This window comes from Marinobacter sp. Arc7-DN-1, from assembly GCF_003441595.1.
Lineage (GTDB): Bacteria > Pseudomonadota > Gammaproteobacteria > Pseudomonadales > Oleiphilaceae > Marinobacter > Marinobacter metalliresistant.
Map to the genome: position 1 here is coordinate 3,496,392 of NZ_CP031848.1, position 19,741 is coordinate 3,516,132.

Annotated in this window: 12 protein-coding genes, 2 tRNA genes and 3 rRNA genes; 15 read left to right on the forward strand and 2 right to left on the reverse strand. The window is 55.9% G+C overall.

The features are described 5' to 3' along the window. Window positions 1-36: 36 nt before the first annotated feature. Window positions 37-870, reverse strand: coding sequence for an outer membrane protein assembly factor BamD (locus tag D0851_RS16420; protein ID WP_117620440.1), 834 nt, complete (start codon window positions 868-870; stop codon window positions 37-39). 146 nt (window positions 871-1,016) lie between these two features. On the opposite strand from D0851_RS16420, the gene rluD reads away from it, so the two are divergent. The 3 genes from rluD (at window position 1,017) to clpB (ending at window position 5,486) form a co-directional block, all read left to right on the forward strand. After that, window positions 1,017-1,994 (forward strand): 23S rRNA pseudouridine(1911/1915/1917) synthase RluD, encoded by a 978-nt coding sequence (gene rluD, locus D0851_RS16425; RefSeq protein ID WP_117619593.1) that lies wholly within the window; start codon window positions 1,017-1,019, stop codon window positions 1,992-1,994. After that, complete coding sequence (gene pgeF, locus D0851_RS16430; protein ID WP_117619594.1) at window positions 1,984-2,772, forward strand: peptidoglycan editing factor PgeF; 789 nt, start codon at window positions 1,984-1,986, stop codon at window positions 2,770-2,772. Before rluD ends, pgeF begins: the two co-directional genes overlap by 11 nt. 137 nt (window positions 2,773-2,909) lie before the next feature. After that, window positions 2,910-5,486: an ATP-dependent chaperone ClpB gene (gene clpB / locus D0851_RS16435; protein ID WP_117619595.1), complete on the forward strand. Its 2,577-nt coding sequence runs from the start codon at window positions 2,910-2,912 to the stop codon at window positions 5,484-5,486. A gap of 44 nt (window positions 5,487-5,530) precedes the next feature. On the opposite strand, the gene D0851_RS16440 is transcribed toward clpB, so the two are convergent. Continuing rightward, window positions 5,531-5,986: a DUF4124 domain-containing protein gene (locus D0851_RS16440; RefSeq protein WP_117619596.1), complete on the reverse strand. Its 456-nt coding sequence runs from the start codon at window positions 5,984-5,986 to the stop codon at window positions 5,531-5,533. A gap of 520 nt (window positions 5,987-6,506) precedes the next feature. On the opposite strand from D0851_RS16440, the gene D0851_RS16445 reads away from it, so the two are divergent. The 12 genes from D0851_RS16445 to D0851_RS16500 all read left to right on the forward strand — a co-directional run bounded on the left by D0851_RS16445 (window position 6,507) and on the right by D0851_RS16500 (window position 19,733). Next, window positions 6,507-8,225, forward strand: a complete 1,719-nt coding sequence (locus D0851_RS16445; protein ID WP_117619597.1) for an acetolactate synthase 3 large subunit — start codon at window positions 6,507-6,509, stop codon at window positions 8,223-8,225. 2 nt (window positions 8,226-8,227) lie between these two features. Beyond that, entirely contained in the window at window positions 8,228-8,719 is a 492-nt protein-coding gene (ilvN, locus tag D0851_RS16450) for an acetolactate synthase small subunit (protein ID WP_048497877.1), read from the forward strand. Between the two features lie 64 nt (window positions 8,720-8,783). After that, entirely contained in the window at window positions 8,784-9,800 is a 1,017-nt protein-coding gene (ilvC, locus tag D0851_RS16455) for a ketol-acid reductoisomerase (RefSeq protein WP_117619598.1), read from the forward strand. Window positions 9,801-9,888: 88 nt separating this feature from the next. Further along, a complete protein-coding gene (pssA, locus tag D0851_RS16460; protein WP_117619599.1) occupies window positions 9,889-10,707 on the forward strand; it encodes a CDP-diacylglycerol--serine O-phosphatidyltransferase in 819 nt (272 codons plus the stop codon). A 102-nt stretch (window positions 10,708-10,809) separates the two neighbouring features. Next, a complete protein-coding gene (gene msrP / locus D0851_RS16465) occupies window positions 10,810-11,784 on the forward strand; it encodes a protein-methionine-sulfoxide reductase catalytic subunit MsrP (RefSeq protein ID WP_117619600.1) in 975 nt (324 codons plus the stop codon). Continuing rightward, a complete protein-coding gene (locus D0851_RS16470) occupies window positions 11,784-12,407 on the forward strand; it encodes a sulfite oxidase heme-binding subunit YedZ (RefSeq protein ID WP_117619601.1) in 624 nt (207 codons plus the stop codon). The genes msrP and D0851_RS16470 overlap by 1 nt, the downstream gene beginning before the upstream one ends. A 420-nt stretch (window positions 12,408-12,827) precedes the next feature. Further along, a 16S ribosomal RNA gene (locus tag D0851_RS16475) occupies window positions 12,828-14,363 on the forward strand. A gap of 88 nt (window positions 14,364-14,451) precedes the next feature. Further along, window positions 14,452-14,528: transfer RNA gene (locus D0851_RS16480), tRNA-Ile, on the forward strand. A 270-nt stretch (window positions 14,529-14,798) separates the two neighbouring features. Continuing rightward, window positions 14,799-14,874: transfer RNA gene (locus tag D0851_RS16485), tRNA-Ala, on the forward strand. 324 nt (window positions 14,875-15,198) lie between these two features. Next, window positions 15,199-18,091 (forward strand): 23S ribosomal RNA (locus D0851_RS16490). Window positions 18,092-18,192: 101 nt separating this feature from the next. Further along, window positions 18,193-18,307: ribosomal RNA gene (rrf, locus tag D0851_RS16495) — 5S ribosomal RNA — on the forward strand. The 16S, 23S and 5S rRNA genes sit together here with 2 tRNA genes alongside, the layout of an rRNA operon. Before the next feature lie 433 nt (window positions 18,308-18,740). Then, window positions 18,741-19,733: a GGDEF domain-containing protein gene (locus D0851_RS16500; RefSeq protein WP_162893764.1), complete on the forward strand. Its 993-nt coding sequence runs from the start codon at window positions 18,741-18,743 to the stop codon at window positions 19,731-19,733. Window positions 19,734-19,741: the final 8 nt, after the last annotated feature.

The window sequence follows — 19,741 nt, forward strand, 5'->3', positions numbered from 1 at the left end:
CAGATGAAAACTTCATCTGACCCCAATTTCAGCCTTTTATTCGTCGCCCATCAGGCCAAAGGTGACAACGTTGGTGAGTGAACGACTCTCTCCCTTCAGCAGGTCTGCCTCGAACTCGCCATTGCTGTTAAACGCTTCGCTGTCTGGAAAGTTGGTGCGAAGCAGGGCGATGGCGTCTTGGGCGCCCTTTTTCAGGTCAAGAAACTGATAGGTTTCGACCATGATGATCAGGGCCTCTTCAACGGAAGGCGATGACGGGTAGTTCTCCACCACGTATCGGCCACGGTTGTTGGCGGCAACATAGGCCTGGCGCTTGATATAGTAGCGGGCTGCGTTGATTTCCAGTTCGGCCATCCGATTACGGATCGCAACCATGCGCTGGCGGGCGTCTGCCACATACTGGCTGTCCGGGTAGCGGTTGAGCAGTTCCGAAAAATCCCGGAAGGATTGCATCTGCTCACCCGGATCCCGGGCGGCCACGTCGATCGGGAAATAACGGGCCGCAAGCCCCAGGTCCAGGTTGTAGGAGGCAAGGCCGCGCATATACAGGGCATAATCCGCGTGGTCACTTTGCGGGTTCAGCCGCAGAAAGCGGTCAGCCGCCGCTCGGGCGCCTTCGAGATCCAGGTTCTGGTAACGGGCATAAATGAGATCAAGCTGAGCCTGCTCGGCATAGCGGCCGAAGGGATAGTAAGTTTCCAGCGAATCCAGGTTTTGTTCCGCTTCGTTGAAATTCCCGGAGCTCATGGCTTGGCGGGCATTCTCATAGTAAGTCTTCTCCGGAAGCACTTCTTCCTGCTTATTGGAGGCGCAGGCACTGATCAGAACAACCAGTGTGGAAAGTAGCAGTAAACGAAGACCTGATCTCATGCCGGAATCCCGTATAATGTCGATTAATTCAAGGGCAGCCATTGTAGCGGGGAAGTTGCTCCATGTGCAGAGGCATGTGAAGAGCAACGCCCCGCTGTTTCAAAGAATCTGACCGAAACGTAACACACACAGGCCCTGGGGGCTTAATGTCATCTGAAAATCGAATCGTCGCCAGCTTTGTTGTCCCACCGACGTTGAGTGACCGGCGCCTGGATCAGGCAGCGGCAGAGCTGATGCCCGAGCACTCCCGTTCGCGACTGCAATCATGGATTAAAAGTGGTGTGTTGACAGTGAATGGCGAGGCGCGCAAGCCTCGGGACAAGGTGATGCTCGATGATCGCCTGGAGCTGGATGCCGAGCCGGAAATTCGGGTGAGCTGGCAGGCTGAGGAAATCTCCCTGGATATCGTCTACCAGGACGAGCATCTTCTGGTCATCAACAAGCCCGCCGGGCTTGTGGTGCATCCGGCGGCCGGCCATGCCGACGGCACGCTGGTCAATGCGCTGCTGAACTATGCACCAGAAGTGGAAAATCTTCCAAGGGCAGGTATCGTGCATCGGCTCGATAAAGATACCTCGGGCATCATGGTCGTTGCCCGCAGCCTGATTGCCCACACCTCCCTGGTGGACCAGTTGCAGACACGAACCATGGGGCGCGAATATGAAGCGGTTGTGGTCGGCACGCTGACGGGTGGTTCAACGGTGGATGCGCCTATCGGCAGGCACCCTCGGGAGCGTAAAAAGATGGCGGTGGTTGCTTCGGGCAAGCCGGCGGTTACCCATTATCGCCTGGTAGAGCGTTTTGCCGCCCACACGCTCATCCGCTGCAAACTTGAAAGCGGCCGTACTCACCAGATCCGGGTGCATATGGCCCATGTCAAACACCCGCTGGTTGGTGATCCGATGTATGGCGGTCGCCTGCGGCTTCCCAAGGGAACCACTGAAGAGCTGCGCGAGGCGCTCTCCGCGTTCAACCGCCAGGCACTCCATGCCCGGCAGCTGACGCTGGAGCATCCGGAGACCGGTGAAATCCTGAGCTGGGAAGTACCCTTGCCGGGAGACATGGTCACGCTGATAGAAGCCCTGCGCAAACACGCCCGGGAGCTGGAACACCGTGATTACTGAAGGAACCCTCCTGAACCCGGGCTGGTCCGGGCCGGGAAGGGTGCAGGCCATCAGCACAACCCGCGCAGGCGGTGTCAGCGGATCGCCGTGGAACAGCCTCAATCTCGGCGGCCATGTCGGAGACAACCCGGAACACGTGCAAGAGAACCGGCGGAGACTTGCCGAATTCATCAGGCTGGATAGTGCCCGGATCGGTTGGCTTAACCAGGTGCACGGCACCAAGGTTGTCGAACTCACACCGGACAACGTCCAGCAAATCGCGAATGCTGACGCCAGCTACACCCGACACCCCGGCATCGCCTGCGCCATCCTCACCGCCGATTGCCTGCCGGTGATTCTCTCGGATTACAAAGGTACGGTCGTCGGCGCCGCCCATGCCGGCTGGCGGAGCCTGTGCGGTGGCGTAATTGAGAATCTGGTGAGCGCCATGGCTGTAGCACCCGAAACGCTGCAAGCCTGGCTCGGCCCGGCCATCGGTCCAGACAGGTTCGAAGTCGGCCCGGAAGTCCGTGACGCGTTTTTGAGGCATGATCCGGAAGCCGCCCGCGCTTTCAGGACCGACGGTGCCCGGTCGGGGCATTTCATGGCAGATATCTACGCCCTTGCCACCCTGAGGTTGAACAATCTCGGTGTTTCCGCCGTCACTGGCGGTGGTCTGTGCACAGTGCAGGACCAAGACCGGTTTTTTTCCTATCGAAGGGATGGTCAGACAGGGCGCATGGCAACCCTGATCTGGAGAGCCTTACCCGACCCAGGCTTGCACCGAAGCCAGAACTGACGGCCGTCAAATTTCTGACGAATAGACCGCAGTCCCGCTTGAAGTCCCCCCACTTGCCCCTACATTAAGGGTCAAAGCAATCGAATATCCGCCATCACCGGCACTACGGTATTCGCAGAATTTTGGGGAAACTACACATGAGAATCGACAAGCTGACCAGCAAGCTGCAGACCGCCCTCGCGGACGCACAATCCATCGCGGTCGGGAAAGATCACAACTTCATCGAACCAGTGCACCTGATGCAGGCGTTGCTTGATCAGGAGGGCAGTGCCATTAAGCCGTTGCTCAAGCAGTCCGGTGCCGAGCCCGGACGCATTCGCCAGGCCATCGCACGGGAAATCGAGAACCTGCCGGAAGTGCAGGGATCGGCCGGCGATGTCTCCATGTCCAATGACATGGGCCGGCTGTTCAATATTGCCGACAAACTGGCCCAGAAGCGGAAGGACCAGTTCATTTCCAGTGAACTGATGTTGCTGGCGGCGCTGGAAGACCGTGGCACCCTGGGTCGGGTCCTTCGTGAGCAGGGTGTCGACAAGGCCGCCCTGGAGAAGGCCATCAACGAGGTTCGTGGCGGTGAAGCTGTAAACGATGCCGGCGCGGAAGAAAATCGCCAGGCGTTGTCCAAATACACCATCGACCTGACCGAGCGCGCCGAGGCCGGCAAGCTGGACCCGGTGATTGGTCGTGACGACGAGATCCGCCGCACGATCCAGGTGCTGCAACGTCGCCGGAAGAACAACCCGGTACTCATCGGTGAGCCTGGCGTGGGTAAAACCGCGATCGTTGAAGGTCTGGCCCAGCGAATCGTGAACGGCGAGGTGCCGGATGGCCTCAAGGACAAGAAGGTCCTGTCCCTGGATATGGGGTCTCTGATTGCCGGTGCCAAATTCCGGGGTGAATTCGAAGAGCGGCTGAAGGCAGTGCTGAATGAGCTTTCCAAGCAGGAAGGCCAGATTATCCTGTTTATCGACGAAATCCACACCATGGTTGGTGCCGGCAAAGCCGAGGGCTCCATGGACGCCGGCAACATGCTCAAGCCGGCCCTGGCCCGGGGCGAACTTCACTGTGTGGGCGCCACCACGCTCGATGAATACCGTGAAAACATCGAGAAAGACGCGGCCCTTGAGCGTCGGTTCCAGAAAGTACTGGTGAGTGAGCCCAGTGAGGAAGACACCATCGCAATCCTGCGGGGCCTGAAGGAGCGCTATGAGGTTCACCACGGGGTTGAAGTTACCGATGGTGCAATCATTGCGGCGGCTAAGCTGTCTCACCGTTACATTGCCGACCGACAGTTGCCCGACAAGGCGATTGACCTGGTGGATGAAGCCGCCTCCCAGATTCGCATGGAAATGGACTCCAAGCCGGAGCCGCTGGACCGCCTTGAGCGTCGATTGATCCAGCTGAAAATCGAGCGTGAGGCCCTGAAGAAAGAGACCGATGCCGCGTCGAAAAAACGTCTGTCCGAGTTGTCTGACGTGATCACCGGCGTCGAGCGTGAATACGCTGATCTGGAAGAAGTCTGGAATACAGAGAAGGCGGCTCTTCATGGCTCGCAGAAGATCAAGAGCCGGCTGGAGCAGGCCCGGATCGATCTGGAAAATGCCCGCCGGGCGGGCGACCTTGGCAAGATGTCCGAGCTTCAGTACGGGCAGATTCCCGAGCTTGAGCGCCAGCTGGATATGGCCAGCCAGGCCGAGATGATGGAGATGAAGCTGCTCCGGAACCGGGTAACGGACGAGGAGATTGCCGAGATCGTCTCCAAGTGGACCGGTATTCCGGTGTCCAAGATGCTTGAGGGTGAGCGCGACAAGCTGATGCGCATGGAAGAGGCGCTCCATGACCGGGTTATTGGTCAGGACGAGGCTGTGGAAGCGGTTTCCAATGCAGTGCGCCGCTCCCGGGCGGGGTTGTCCGATCCCAGCCGCCCCAACGGTTCATTCCTGTTCCTTGGCCCGACCGGTGTCGGTAAAACCGAGCTTTGCAAGGCCCTGGCATTCTTTCTCTTTGATACCGAGGAAGCCATGGTTCGCATTGATATGTCCGAGTTCATGGAGAAGCATTCGGTGGCTCGCCTGATCGGTGCGCCTCCGGGGTATGTGGGTTATGAGGAAGGCGGCTACCTGACCGAAGCCGTGCGCCGTCGCCCCTATTCGGTGCTGTTGCTGGATGAGGTGGAAAAAGCCCACCCGGATGTCTTCAACATCCTGTTGCAGGTGCTTGAAGACGGGCGGCTGACAGACGGCCAGGGTCGCACGGTAGATTTCCGGAATACAGTAATCGTGATGACGTCAAACCTTGGCTCGGACATCATCCAGCAGAAAGCCGGGGAGGAGAATTACGAATCCATGAAGAATGCGGTCATGGAAGTTGTCGGCACACATTTCCGCCCCGAGTTCATAAACCGGGTGGATGAGGTGGTGGTGTTCCATCCGCTGGCCGAAAGCCAGATCCAGGGCATTGCCCGGATTCAGATAGAGTCTCTGAGCAAGCGCCTGAAAGATCAGGATATGAAGCTGGAGCTGGATGATGCTGCCATGGAGTTGTTGGCGGAAGTGGGCTATGACCCGGTCTACGGTGCCCGGCCGCTGAAGCGGGCCATCCAGCGGATGATCGAGAACCCGCTGGCCCAGAGGCTGCTAAAGGGAGAGTTTGTGTCGGGTGATGTCATTCGTGGCACGGTGAAGGAGCACCACCTGGATTTCACCAAAGCCTGAGGCCTAAACCGGGGTCAGATGAAAGCGTTCATCTGACCCCATGTTCACATCGGTTCGCAGTTATCTTTCGCCATTCGCTCAAGTTCTGCCCGTTTCTCGGCAAGCTCTTCCGGAGTCAGATAGCGCAGTTCGCCGTTTTCCTCAATCCGGATGCGGGCGTGGTTGGCAATTACCTCCAGATTGGACCGGGCTGTCGCGCAATTTGCCTCGCGCTGTTTCCGGCGGGCCTCCTCAACGGCGGTCTCCTGGCGCTGCCTTGCCTCATCTTCCTGGTGTTCCTGCAGATTCTGCAGTCGCTCCTGGGGGCTCGGTCTGTTTCCGGAAGCATCCGACGAAGTGCCGGAGCGAACATTGACGCGTTCGGCCTTGGCGCCATTGGGCTGCCGGTCACCAAAGTGGGTAACTCCGTTTTCGTCGGTCCATTTATAGACAGAGGCGCTCATGGCGACACCTGGTACAACGGCCAGTAATAAGGTCAGCGTCAGGGTTTTTCGGTTCATGGCTCTACTCACGTATGTTCACTGCTCCCGGGCAGGCAGACAACCTGGATAAACCGGGCCCGTTTTTCTCTTTCGATTATGGCCTATCATGCCACCAGTGCTGTGGATTTTCTTCTGTCTGGTTCAAATCTTTGCACCGGATTTGCGCCAGGTATGGCAGACCTTCGGCCAGTGTAGGCACAGAAACCCGCAGCGGCTATTGACAGGGAGTTTAGCGCTGTCAGAATTACCGATTGCCTGAAGACTGGGGTCAATACGGCAGGCAATCCCGAGCGAGTATCCCCCGTTAATCACCACACTGAACGCGCCGCGCATTGGTCGCGGGATGGTTGTTGCTTACGTGCAACCCGTTGATTGGCCGTTCTCCGCAACCCTCAGGAGGGCGGCTGGCCAGGAGACAACCTCTTTTTAAGGTGTGGAGGAGCAGCCGGTTCCGCTTTCAAAAGAAGCATGGAGACCGTGAATCCAGGCAACCGGGATGAATCCCGGCTCATTCACTCGTAGAAGAGGGTAGAAAATCGTGGAGTTATTGTCTGGCGCCGATATGCTGATCCGGTCCCTTAAAGATGAAGGTATCGAGTACATATATGGCTATCCGGGTGGTGCGGCCCTTCATATTTATGATGCGCTGTTCAGGCAGGACGAAGTCAAACATATTCTGGTAAGGCACGAGCAGGCGGCGGTCCATATGGCCGACGGTTATGCGCGGGCGACCGGAAAACCGGGTACTGTCCTGGTGACCTCGGGTCCTGGAGCCACCAACACCATTACCGGCATTGCTACCGCATTCATGGACTCCATCCCTATGGTGGTTCTGTGCGGCCAGGTTGCGTCAACCCTCATTGGAGAAGACGCCTTCCAGGAAACCGATATGATGGGTGTTTCCCGCCCGGTGGTTAAGCACAACTTCAGCGTTCGTCATCCCGAGGAAATTCCGGAAATTATCCGCAAGGCGTATTACATCGCGGCGACCGGTCGCCCCGGGCCGGTTGTTGTGGATATACCCAAGGATATGACCACGCCGAACGAGCGTTATGAGTATGCTTACCCCAAGAAGGTCAAGCTGCGCTCGTACAATCCCGCCATCCGCGGCCATGCCGGCCAGATCAAGAAAGCCGTCGACATGATGCTCGCTGCCAAGCGCCCGATCATCTACGCGGGCGGTGGGGTCATTCTTGGCAAGGCCTCGGATCAGCTAACTGAACTTGTCCGGATGCTGGGCTATCCGATCACCAATACGCTGATGGGCATTGGCTGTTACCCAGCCAGCGATAAACAACATCTTGGCTGGCTTGGCATGCACGGCACTTACGAAGCCAATATGGCCATGCACCATTCGGATCTGATTCTCTGTGTTGGGGCCCGCTTTGATGACCGTGTCACCAATGCCACCGAGAAGTTCTGTCCGGGTGCGCGCATTATCCACGTTGACATAGACCCGGCTTCCATCTCCAAAACCGTTGATGCTGATGTGCCAATCGTCGGCCCGGTGGATGCGGTGCTCAGGGAAATGCTGTCGCTGGTCAAGGAAAGCAAGGAAAAGCCGGATGCCGAGGCGATTGCTTCCTGGTGGAAGCAGATTGATGAGTGGCGGGCCTTCCATGGCATGCGTTATGAGACCAGCCCGGATGTGATCAAGCCCCAGGAAGTGATTGAAATGCTGTGTCGCCTGACCAACGGCGAGGCCTTTGTCACTTCCGACGTCGGCCAGCATCAGATGTTTGCCGCCCAGTACTACAAGTTCGACAAGCCCAATCGCTGGATCAATTCCGGTGGCCTGGGCACCATGGGCTTCGGCTTGCCCGCGGCCATGGGTGTCAAACTGACCCATCCGGACGACGAAGTACTCTGCATCACGGGTGAAGGCAGTATCCAGATGAACATCCAGGAGCTGTCGACTTGCAAGCAGTACAATCTGCCGGTCAAGATCATCAACCTGAACAACCAGGCCTTGGGCATGGTTAAGCAGTGGCAGGATATGAACTACGAGTCCCGCCACTCCCAGTCGTACATGGAGTCCCTGCCGGACTTCATCAAGCTGGCGGAGGCCTATGGCCACGTCGGGGTCCGGATCGACAAGAAGGAAGACCTGGAAACCAAGCTGAAGGAAGTGCTGGCCATGAAGGACAAGCTGGTGTTCGTGGATATCTATGTGGACCGGTTTGAGCATGTGTATCCGATGCAGGTTGCCCGTGGCGCCATGAAGGACATGTGGCTCAGCAAGACGGAGAGGGTGTGATCATGCGTCGAATCATTTCTGTTTTGCTTGAAAACGAACCGGGCGCACTGTCACGGGTAGTAGGCCTGTTTTCCCAGCGTAACTACAATATCGAAAGCCTGACTGTGGCGCCGACCGAGGACGAGACCCTGTCCCGTCTGACGGTGACAACTACCGGTTCGGACAAGGTTATCGAGCAGATTACCAAGCAGTTGAACAAGCTGATCGAGGTAGTAAAGCTGGTCGATCTGACCGAGGGCGCCCACATCGAGCGTGAACTGATGCTGGTGAAGCTGAAAGCGACCGGTTCCCAGCGTGCCGAGATAAAGCGTACGGTGGACATCTTCCGCGGCCAGATCGTGGATGTGACCAGCTCGGTTTACACCGTTCAGCTGGCAGGCGACAGCGAAAAGCTCGATGGTTTTATCCAGGCCATTGGCACCTCGGGTGTGCTGGAAGTGGTGCGTACCGGTGTATCCGGTATTGCCCGTGGCGAAAAGGTGCTCAGCCTTTAACAATTTCAAACAGAGTTTGAACATCATGGCCTTCCGGGGCCATCACAAATAACAGAGGTTTCTCATGCAGGTTTATTACGATAAGGATTGCGATCTTTCCATCATCCAGGGCAAGAAAGTTGCCGTCATCGGTTTCGGTTCGCAGGGCCACGCCCACGCGTGCAACCTGAAGGAATCCGGCGTTGATGTCACCGTTGGTCTGCGCCCGGGCTCTTCCTCCATCGCCAAGGCGGAAGCCTACGGCCTGAAGACCAGCGACGTTCCCTCTGCCGTTGCGGCAGCCGACGTTGTTATGGTTCTGACTCCTGACGAGTTCCAGGCTCAGCTGTACCAGGCTGAAATCGAGCCGAACCTGAAGCAGGGCGCAACCCTGGCCTTCGCTCATGGCTTTGCCATTCACTACAACCAGATCGTTCCACGCAAGGATCTGGATGTCATCATGGTTGCCCCGAAAGCCCCGGGCCACACGGTCCGTACCGAGTTCACCCGTGGTGGCGGTATCCCAGACCTGATCGCCATCTTCCAGGACTCTTCCGGCAACGCCAAGAACCTGGCCCTTTCCTATGCCAGCGGTATCGGTGGCGGTCGTACCGGCATTATCGAAACCACCTTCAAGGACGAGACTGAAACCGATCTGTTCGGTGAGCAGGCAGTTCTGTGCGGTGGTACTGTCGAGCTGGTCAAAGCGGCTTTTGAAACGCTTGTGGATGGCGGTTACGAGCCGGAAATGGCTTATTTCGAGTGTCTGCACGAGCTGAAGCTGATCGTTGATCTGATGTACGAAGGCGGCATCGCCAATATGAACTACTCCATCTCCAATAACGCGGAGTATGGTGAGTATGTGACTGGCCCGGAGATCATCAACGAGCAGTCCCGCGAGGCCATGCGCAACGCACTGAAGCGCATCCAGAGCGGTGAGTACGCCAAGATGTTCATCTCCGAAGGTGCGCTGAACTACCCGTCCATGACGGCGCGTCGTCGCCAGAACGCTGCTCACGAAATCGAGATTGTGGGTGAGAAACTGCGCGGCATGATGCCGTGGATCTCCGCGAACAAGATCGTGGATAAGGACAAAAACTAAGCGGAATTCCGCCTGGTTTGAAAAACGCGGCCCGGGTGGCCGCGTTTTTCGTATATAATCCGCTCAAACGCTTTCCGGAGTAATGGGAATGACTGAAGAAAGAACATCTGCTGACGACATGCAGAATCCAGACTATGAAGTTGAAGCCGGAGAAGTTGTTGAGGAAGAGCTTGTTGGAGGTGCGCCGGTTCGGCGTAAAGGTATCTACCTTCTTCCCAATGCGCTGACGACGGCCTCCCTGTTTTCTGGTTTTTACGCCATTGTTTCTGCCGCAAACGGCGTCTTTGATAACGCCGCCATTGCCATTTTTGTTTCGATGATCCTGGATGGTCTGGACGGTCGCGTGGCCCGGATGACCAACACTCAGAGCAAGTTTGGTGAGGAATACGACAGTCTCGCCGACATGGTGGCCTTTGGTGTTGCACCGGGTCTCGTTGCCTTTTTCTGGTCACTGAACAGTTTTGACAAGGTTGGCTGGGCTATTACCTTCATATACGTCGCTGGCGCCGCGCTGCGTCTGGCCCGTTTCAATACCCAGATCGGTTCTGTCGACAAGAAATTTTTCGTTGGCCTGCCAAGCCCGGCAGCTGCCGCTTGCGTCGCCGGGCTGGTCTGGTGTTTCCATCTCTTCGAACCGGCCACCTGGCTCACGTTGCTGACCATGGTCGTGGTGGGTGGTACCGGAGTTCTGATGGTCAGCAATATTCTGTATCGCAGTTTCAAGGATCTGGATCTGCGTGGCCGGGTGCCCTTCGCAGCGATTCTTCTTGTTGTGCTTATATTTGTGGTGATTGCGCTAGACCCTGCAACCGTACTCTTTACCGGGTTCCTTATCTACGCGTTGTCCGGTCCCATTCGTGCCCTGTTCCGCGGAAAACCCCGGAAAACCCTGGGCGCCACCGACTAAAATGCGGTTTCCCCCCCGGTCTTTCTCACGGAAGCCCGGGGAATTTTAGCCGCAGTCTCCGGTCAACGCCTTACTTGGCTGACGCCCTGACGGAGACTTTTCATGTTTATCAAGAAGCGCCCATCCTGGGCTTTGCCCCACTTCGCAATAACGCCCGAGTCCGTCTATCTGAATCGAAGACAGTTCATGTCCGGCACCGTTGCCATGGCCGCCGGGCTTTCCATGCCCGGGCTTTTATCTGCCGCAGAGTTACCGGTTCAGGGTGAAACCCTGGATTTCATCTCAATGCCCCGCTACTCCACGAATGAAAAGAAGACGCCATTCGAAGATGTGGCCCGGTACAATAATTTCTATGAATTTGGAACGGGAAAGGATGATCCTGCCAAATATGCCGACGAAATGACGGTCGATCCCTGGTCGGTGGTTGTTGAGGGAGAGTGTGAGCGGCCAGGTGAGTACGCGCTTGAGGAGCTGCTCAAGCCTTACGAGTATCAGGAGCGTGTTTACCGTCTCCGTTGTGTTGAGGCGTGGTCCATGGTGATACCCTGGATTGGTGTGCCGCTGGCGGACATCCTCAAGCGATTGCGGCCCACCTCCCGCGCGAAGTATGTGTACTTCGAAACTCTGTACGATCCGGGCCAGATGCGCGGGCAGCGCTCCCTCTTCAGCACCATCGACTGGCCTTACCAGGAAGGGTTGCGGATGGATGAGGCCATGAACGAACTGAGCTTTCTGGCAGTCGGGCTTTATGGTAAGGCTCTGCCTAAACAGAATGGCGCGCCAATTCGACTGGTTGTCCCCTGGAAGTACGGTTTCAAAAGCATCAAGTCCATCGTAAAGATCCGGTTCCAGGAGGAGCGGCCAAAAACGACCTGGGAAATGATTGCGCCACAGGAATACGGCTTTTACGCCAACGTGAACCCCGCGGTTGATCATCCCAGGTGGAGCCAGAAGAAGGAAAGGAGGCTTCCCTCCGGGCTGTTTTCTCCCAACTGGGTGGAAACGGTCAGATTTAACGGCTATGGCGAGCAGGTCGCCCATCTCTATAAAGGCATGGATCTGCGGAAGTACTATTAATGCTCATTTCCCGCTGGGTCGGACACCCCCGATTTCTGCTGGCTTTCCGGTTTTTGGCCGCCTTGCTGGCCAGTGCGCCCCTTCTGTTTCTGATCACCGGTATCGCAGCGCAATCTCTCGGGCCAGACCCGGGCCAGGAAGTAACCGAGTCTCTGGGGCTGGCGGCCTTTCAGCTACTCATAGCCACGCTATGTATGACGCCGCTCAAGCGCTGGACCGGCTGGGGCGGCTGGATCCGGATTCGGCGCATGCTGGGATTGTTCGCGTTTTTTTACGCAACGCTTCATGTTCTGGCGTTTCTGCAGTTTATTCTTGGTTGGACTGACTTGTGGGCAACTTTTACCAAACGGCCTTACATCGTAGCGGGCGCCTTGTCTTTCCTGATGCTGGTTCCTCTTGCTCTGACATCAACCAGGGGAATGATGAGGCGACTGGGCAAGAACTGGATGCAGCTGCACAAACTGGCTTATCCGAGTGTTGTTGTCGCCTGGGTTCATTTTATCTGGCAGGCTCGCAGCGATGTGGGGGAGATGGTGTTTTATGGTCTGGCCATACTGGTGCTTCTTGCGGTTCGCTGGAAGTGGGCGGGCTCGCGGGGAATGATTCCGTTTGCCAGGGGCTGATTTCTGTTTGTTTATTCGGCAGGTTGATCAGTGGCTGATCGATAGGGTAGGTGGAAACCGAAACGGCTAACAATTAATTCAAAAACCTCGTTGACAGTTTTCCTGACGTCTGTAGAATGCGCACCACTTCTGAGGGACAAGCCACTTACGGCAACCTCCCGAAAGATAGCAACTGTTTGAAAGTATTCGAAAATTTGATATTTAAATTGTTCGAAATAAACGGTTGACAGGGTGGCGGAACGATGTAGAATACGCCTCCTTGATTGAGCCACGGCTCAACCGCTCTTTAAAAAGTTAACCAAGTAATTCGTGTGGGCGCTGGCCGAGGTATTTCGGAGATGAAATATCAGGACAGTGACTCGTCGAAATTGAGTTTTGTCTTGAGCAAGAATAGAGGATCTTCGGATTCTTGTATGATTTAAACTGAAGAGTTTGATCATGGCTCAGATTGAACGCTGGCGGCAGGCTTAACACATGCAAGTCGAGCGGTAACAGGTCCTTCGGGATGCTGACGAGCGGCGGACGGGTGAGTAATGCTTAGGAATCTGCCTGGTAGTGGGGGATAGCCCGGGGAAACCCGGATTAATACCGCGTACGCCCTTCGGGGGAAAGCAGGGGATCTTCGGACCTTGCGCTATCAGATGAGCCTAAGCCGGATTAGCTAGTTGGTGGGGTAAAGGCCCACCAAGGCGACGATCCGTAGCTGGTCTGAGAGGATGATCAGCCACATCGGGACTGAGACACGGCCCGAACTCCTACGGGAGGCAGCAGTGGGGAATATTGGACAATGGGGGCAACCCTGATCCAGCCATGCCGCGTGTGTGAAGAAGGCTTTCGGGTTGTAAAGCACTTTCAGTGAGGAGGAAGGCCTTAAGGTTAATACCCTTGAGGATTGACGTTACTCACAGAAGAAGCACCGGCTAACTCCGTGCCAGCAGCCGCGGTAATACGGAGGGTGCAAGCGTTAATCGGAATTACTGGGCGTAAAGCGCGCGTAGGTGGTTTGATAAGCGAGATGTGAAAGCCCCGGGCTTAACCTGGGAACGGCATTTCGAACTGTCAGGCTAGAGTGTGGTAGAGGGGTGTGGAATTTCCTGTGTAGCGGTGAAATGCGTAGATATAGGAAGGAACACCAGTGGCGAAGGCGGCACCCTGGACCAACACTGACACTGAGGTGCGAAAGCGTGGGGAGCAAACAGGATTAGATACCCTGGTAGTCCACGCCGTAAACGATGTCAACTAGCCGTTGGGACTCTTGAAGTCTTAGTGGCGCAGCTAACGCACTAAGTTGACCGCCTGGGGAGTACGGCCGCAAGGTTAAAACTCAAATGAATTGACGGGGGCCCGCACAAGCGGTGGAGCATGTGGTTTAATTCGACGCAACGCGAAGAACCTTACCTGGCCTTGACATGCTGAGAACTTTCCAGAGATGGATTGGTGCCTTCGGGAACTCAGACACAGGTGCTGCATGGCCGTCGTCAGCTCGTGTCGTGAGATGTTGGGTTAAGTCCCGTAACGAGCGCAACCCCTATCCCTAGTTGCTAGCAGTTTGGCTGAGAACTCTAGGGAGACTGCCGGTGACAAACCGGAGGAAGGTGGGGATGACGTCAGGTCATCATGGCCCTTACGGCCAGGGCTACACACGTGCTACAATGGCGCGCACAGAGGGCTGCAAACCCGCGAGGGGGAGCCAATCTCACAAAACGCGTCGTAGTCCGGATCGCAGTCTGCAACTCGACTGCGTGAAGTCGGAATCGCTAGTAATCGTGAATCAGAATGTCACGGTGAATACGTTCCCGGGCCTTGTACACACCGCCCGTCACACCATGGGAGTGGATTGCACCAGAAGTGGTTAGTCTAACCTTCGGGAGGACGATCACCACGGTGTGGTTCATGACTGGGGTGAAGTCGTAACAAGGTAGCCGTAGGGGAACCTGCGGCTGGATCACCTCCTTAAACGAAGCCGAAGGCTTCGGTCAGAGTCCACACGAATTACTTGGTTGGCTAATAAAGAGAGCAAAGGGTCTTACAGGCCCGTACCTTTGGGTCTGTAGCTCAGTTGGTTAGAGCGCACCCCTGATAAGGGTGAGGTCGGTGGTTCAAATCCACCCAGACCCACCAAAATTGCGTTATCCGTCGTTATCGCCGGGCTCACGTGCTACTCGCACGCTACACCCGCCGATGCCTAGGCTAACCCAATTTTCGGAGCATGCCTTGGAGTTGCGGGGCACGCCGGTTGGGTAACCCGAAGTGAGTGACGAACGCGGATGCGCCGGACAGGTTTTGTCAATCCAGGCGCAGCGTGAGTGAGTGAAGGAGTGACCCTCGATGGGTCATGACGGATGCGAACGAAGGCTGCAACGACGAGTGACAGAAGCTGGACAAGTAGACGGGGCTATAGCTCAGCTGGGAGAGCGCCTGCCTTGCACGCAGGAGGTCGGCAGTTCGATCCTGCCTAGCTCCACCAAATTTACTGACCAACGCGAGTTGGCAGTGTACAGAAACAAGTTTTTCAGTTTGATGACCGAGTTAAGGGTTATGGCTGAAGGCCTTCTTTCTGATCACTGGGTCAGATTTGCTCTTTAACAAATTGGACGAGATAGAACACGAAGACGTTTTCTCATTATCTCCGAGAAAACGTGTTCAATGTGATAGCGATTTCAAGCGTTATCCGGTGTTGTCGTTGAAGTGGTTGTTATATTGCTTCAAGTGACTGTCTCGAAACAGGGTTCTTTGTCAGGCTTGCCTGGTAAGGGATGTTGATTCGTGAACAGTTGTCTTGGGGTTATATAGTCAAGCAACTAAGCGCATACGGTGGATGCCTTGGCAGTCAGAGGCGATGAAAGACGTGGAAGCCTGCGATAAGGCTCGGGGAGCTGGCAAACAAGCTGTGATCCGGGCATCTCTGAATGGGGAAACCCACCGACTTTCGGGTCGGTACCGTACAGTGAATACATAGCTGTGCGGGGCGAACCGGGGGAACTGAAACATCTAAGTACCCCGAGGAAAAGAAATCAACCGAGATTCCCTCAGTAGCGGCGAGCGAACGGGGACCAGCCCTTAAGCTGGACGACGGGTAGGAGAAGGCTCTGGAAAGGGCCGCCATAGTGGGTGATAGCCCCGTATCCGAAACCCAAGTTCAGTGAAATCGAGTAGGACGGGACACGTGATATCCTGTCTGAACATGGGGGGACCATCCTCCAAGGCTAAATACTCCTGACTGACCGATAGTGAACCAGTACCGTGAGGGAAAGGCGAAAAGAACCCCTGTGAGGGGAGTGAAATAGATCCTGAAACCGTATGCGTACAAGCAGTCGGAGCGGACGTGTTCCGTGACGGCGTACCTTTTGTATAATGGGTCAGCGACTTATGTTCAGTGGCGAGGTTAACCGTTTAGGGGAGCCGTAGGGAAACCGAGTCTGAATAGGGCGATTTAGTCGCTGGGCATAGACCCGAAACCGGGCGATCTATCCATGAGCAGGTTGAAGGTTGAGTAACATCAACTGGAGGACCGAACCCACTGTCGTTGAAAAGCCAGGGGATGACTTGTGGATCGGAGTGAAAGGCTAATCAAGCCCGGAGATAGCTGGTTCTCCCCGAAAGCTATTTAGGTAGCGCCTCGGACGAATACCACAGGGGGTAGAGCACTGTTTCGGCTAGGGGGTCATCCCGACTTACCAACCCGATGCAAACTCCGAATACCTGTGAGTACTATCCGGGAGACACACGGTGGGTGCTAACGTCCATCGTGAAGAGGGAAACAACCCAGACCGCCAGCTAAGGTCCCCAAGTACCAGTTAAGTGGGAAACGATGTGGGAAGGCTCAGACAGCTAGGAGGTTGGCTTAGAAGCAGCCATCCTTTAAAGAAAGCGTAATAGCTCACTAGTCGAGTCGGCCTGCGCGGAAGATGTAACGGGGCTCAAACTGGTCACCGAAGCTGCGGCTGTGCACGCAAGTGCACGGGGTAGGGGAGCGTTCTGTAAGCCTGCGAAGGTGTGTTGAGAAGCATGCTGGAGGTATCAGAAGTGCGAATGCTGACATGAGTAACGACAATGGGGGTGAAAAACCCCCACGCCGGAAGACCAAGGGTTCCTGCGCAACGCTAATCGGCGCAGGGTGAGTCGGCCCCTAAGGCGAGACCGAAAGGTGTAGTCGATGGGAAACGGGTTAATATTCCCGTACCTTGGATAGCTGCGATGGAGAGACGGAGAAGGCTAGGTGAGCCGGGCGACGGTTGTCCCGGTTTAAGCGAGTAGGGAGTGGACTTAGGCAAATCCGGGTCCACAATCTCGAGACGCGACGACGACTGCTCATAGAGCGGGAAGTCATTGATGCCCTGCTTCCAGGAAAATCTTCTAAGCTTCAGGCTATTCGGGACCGTACCCCAAACCGACACAGGTGGTCAGGTAGAGAATACCAAGGCGCTTGAGAGAACTCGGGTAAAGGAACTAGGCAAAATGGTGCCGTAACTTCGGGAGAAGGCACGCCGGTATTACGTGAAGCCCCTGCGGGTGGAGCGGACGCCGGTCGAAGATACCAGGCCCCTGCGACTGTTTATTAAAAACACAGCACTGTGCAAACACGAAAGTGGACGTATACGGTGTGACGCCTGCCCGGTGCCGGAAGGTTAATTGATGGGGTTAGCGCTTGCGCGAAGCTCTTGATCGAAGCCCCGGTAAACGGCGGCCGTAACTATAACGGTCCTAAGGTAGCGAAATTCCTTGTCGGGTAAGTTCCGACCTGCACGAATGGCGTAACGATGGGGGCGCTGTCTCTACCCGAGACTCAGTGAAATTGAAATCGCCGTGAAGATGCGGTGTATCCGCGGCTAGACGGAAAGACCCCGTGAACCTTTACTATAGCTTCACAGTGAACTTTGAGCATGTTTGTGTAGGATAGCTGGGAGGCTTTGAAGTGGGAACGCCAGTTCTCATGGAGCCAACCTTGAAATACCAGCCTGACCTGTTTGAGGTTCTAACTTGGTCCCCTGATCGGGGATGAGGACACTGTGTGGTGGGTAGTTTGACTGGGGCGGTCTCCTCCCAAAGCGTAACGGAGGAGCACAAAGGTGGGCTAAGCATGGTCGGACATCATGCGGTTAGTGTAATGGCACAAGCCCGCTTAACTGCGAGACAGACACGTCGAGCAGGTACGAAAGTAGGTCATAGTGATCCGGTGGTTCTGTATGGAAGGGCCATCGCTCAACGGATAAAAGGTACTCCGGGGATAACAGGCTGATACCGCCCAAGAGTTCACATCGACGGCGGTGTTTGGCACCTCGATGTCGGCTCATCACATCCTGGGGCTGAAGCCGGTCCCAAGGGTATGGCTGTTCGCCATTTAAAGTGGTACGCGAGCTGGGTTTAGAACGTCGTGAGACAGTTCGGTCCCTATCTGCCGTGGACGTTGGAGATTTGAGGAAAGCTGCTCCTAGTACGAGAGGACCGGAGTGGACGAACCTCTGGTGTTCGGGTTGTCACGCCAGTGGCATTGCCCGGTAGCTATGTTCGGACAGGATAACCGCTGAAAGCATCTAAGCGGGAAGCCCCTTCCAAGATGAGATCTCCCTGGCCCCTCGAGGGCCCTGAAGAGCCGTTCAAGACCAGGACGTTGATAGGTCGGGTGTGTAAGCGCTGCGAGGCGTTGAGCTAACCGATACTAATTGCTCGTGCGGCTTGACTATATAACACCCAAGACAATTGCGGGTAACGCAAACCGAAATCGATTATCACTCAGAAAACACCCTGAACGTTCCATCTCGTCCCCCAGTGATCAACCGTTTTGCCTGACGACCATAGCGGTCTGGAACCACCTGATCCCATCCCGAACTCAGAAGTGAAACAGACCAGCGCCGATGGTAGTGTGGCGTTGCCCATGTGAGAGTAGGTCATCGTCAGGCTCCTAATATAAACAAGCCCCGACAGCAATAGCTGCCGGGGCTTTTTTGTTTTGGATCGAGGCCCTGCTGTGCACTACAACGGCCCCCATGTGACAAGGCGTGCCACGCACGCCGCAGGCCTGAGCAATGTAGGTCATCGTCAGGCTCCTAATACAAAACCCCAGTACCGCAAGGTGCTGGGGTTTTTTATTAGCTGCGAGACAGTGGTGGCCGAAGGCACGGAGTCAGCCAAGGCACTTTTAGATAGAGCTTCTTGAGCAGTCGCATGCCCTCATCGTGATCTGCGCTGTCTCTTCGCCCCAGAGTTTCGGGTAGGCCCGGGAAACCCGGGGACACAAAGCGTTACGCGCCATTTGCTATCGTATACTATATAGTTTGGGAGGAGTCTTGATTAAGATTCTGGCCACTTTTTATCCTGAAGGGCATGCTGCCAATGCCATGCAGTCCGAAGAAAGGTCCTGGCGGTATCGACTGTGAAGCAGGCGGTATTAGTGCCGGCCTGTCAGAGAAAACTCTCAGGCTGCTGCTCGAGGCCATGGAAATTACCGCAGACGGGATTGGCATCTTTGACCCGGACGACCGTCTCATCTTCTCCAACAGCGCCAACGCCGCATTATTTGGCTTAACGCCGCAGCAGGCCCAGGGTAAAACCTTTGAAGAGCTGGTGCGCCACTGCTATCGAGAGCATGTCGGGATAAATATTGAAACTGACGACATTGAACAGTGGCTGGCCATGGCCCACCAAAAGCGCCGTCGCCATCGCTACCGTTCCTTTCAAACAGATATGTTGGATGGACGCTGGGTGCAGCTTACCGAGCAGCTTACCGAAGGCGGCGAGATGTTCACTTTCTTTACAGATATCACCGAGCAGAAACGTATAGAGCGCAAGTTGGAGAGACTCACAGCCAAGCTGAGCACGCAGGCCAATACCGATGATCTCACCGGCATTAATAACCGCCGCAACTTTCTGCGCCTTGCCCAGCAGGAAGTGAGCCGCTGTCGCCGCGCAGGCAGGGACTGTGCCCTGTTGGTGATCGATGTGGACTTTTTCAAGCTGGTAAATGATGAGTATGGTCATCAGGTCGGCGATTGTGTGCTGTGTAACATCACTGCGGCTCTCAGCAAGGAATTGCGGGAATACGACGTATTGGGCCGGTTGGGTGGGGAGGAATTTGCGGCCCTGATTCCGGAAAATGGTACAGTGCAGGCGCTTGAGGTGGCCGAGCGGTTGCGAAAAGCCGTGGTTTCCATCGATCATGGTGAAGTTTGCGACGGGCTCCGGCCGACAATCTCGGTAGGGCTTGCGGTCAGCGAGGGCGCCGGGATCGCCTTGGACTGGTTGATTTCCCGGGCGGACCAGGCCCTCTACCGGGCCAAGAATGCCGGGCGTAACTGCTGCGTCCTCTGGAGCGATGCAGGCAACTGACCTGAACA

What these genes read in the sequence shown, in the direction of transcription:
- D0851_RS16440 (WP_117619596.1), bottom strand. Translation starts at nt 5,986, where the DNA reads ATGAACCGAAAAACCCTGACGCTGACCTTATTACTGGCCGTTGTACCA.
- rluD (WP_117619593.1), top strand. Translation starts at nt 1,017, where the DNA reads ATGTCATCTGAAAATCGAATCGTCGCCAGCTTTGTTGTCCCACCGACG.
- D0851_RS16470 (WP_117619601.1), top strand. Translation starts at nt 11,784, where the DNA reads ATGCTCATTTCCCGCTGGGTCGGACACCCCCGATTTCTGCTGGCTTTC.
- msrP (WP_117619600.1), top strand. Translation starts at nt 10,810, where the DNA reads ATGTTTATCAAGAAGCGCCCATCCTGGGCTTTGCCCCACTTCGCAATA.
- clpB (WP_117619595.1), top strand. Translation starts at nt 2,910, where the DNA reads ATGAGAATCGACAAGCTGACCAGCAAGCTGCAGACCGCCCTCGCGGAC.
- D0851_RS16500 (WP_162893764.1), top strand. Translation starts at nt 18,741, where the DNA reads ATGCCATGCAGTCCGAAGAAAGGTCCTGGCGGTATCGACTGTGAAGCA.
- ilvN (WP_048497877.1), top strand. Translation starts at nt 8,228, where the DNA reads ATGCGTCGAATCATTTCTGTTTTGCTTGAAAACGAACCGGGCGCACTG.
- pssA (WP_117619599.1), top strand. Translation starts at nt 9,889, where the DNA reads ATGACTGAAGAAAGAACATCTGCTGACGACATGCAGAATCCAGACTAT.
- D0851_RS16420 (WP_117620440.1), bottom strand. Translation starts at nt 870, where the DNA reads ATGAGATCAGGTCTTCGTTTACTGCTACTTTCCACACTGGTTGTTCTG.
- ilvC (WP_117619598.1), top strand. Translation starts at nt 8,784, where the DNA reads ATGCAGGTTTATTACGATAAGGATTGCGATCTTTCCATCATCCAGGGC.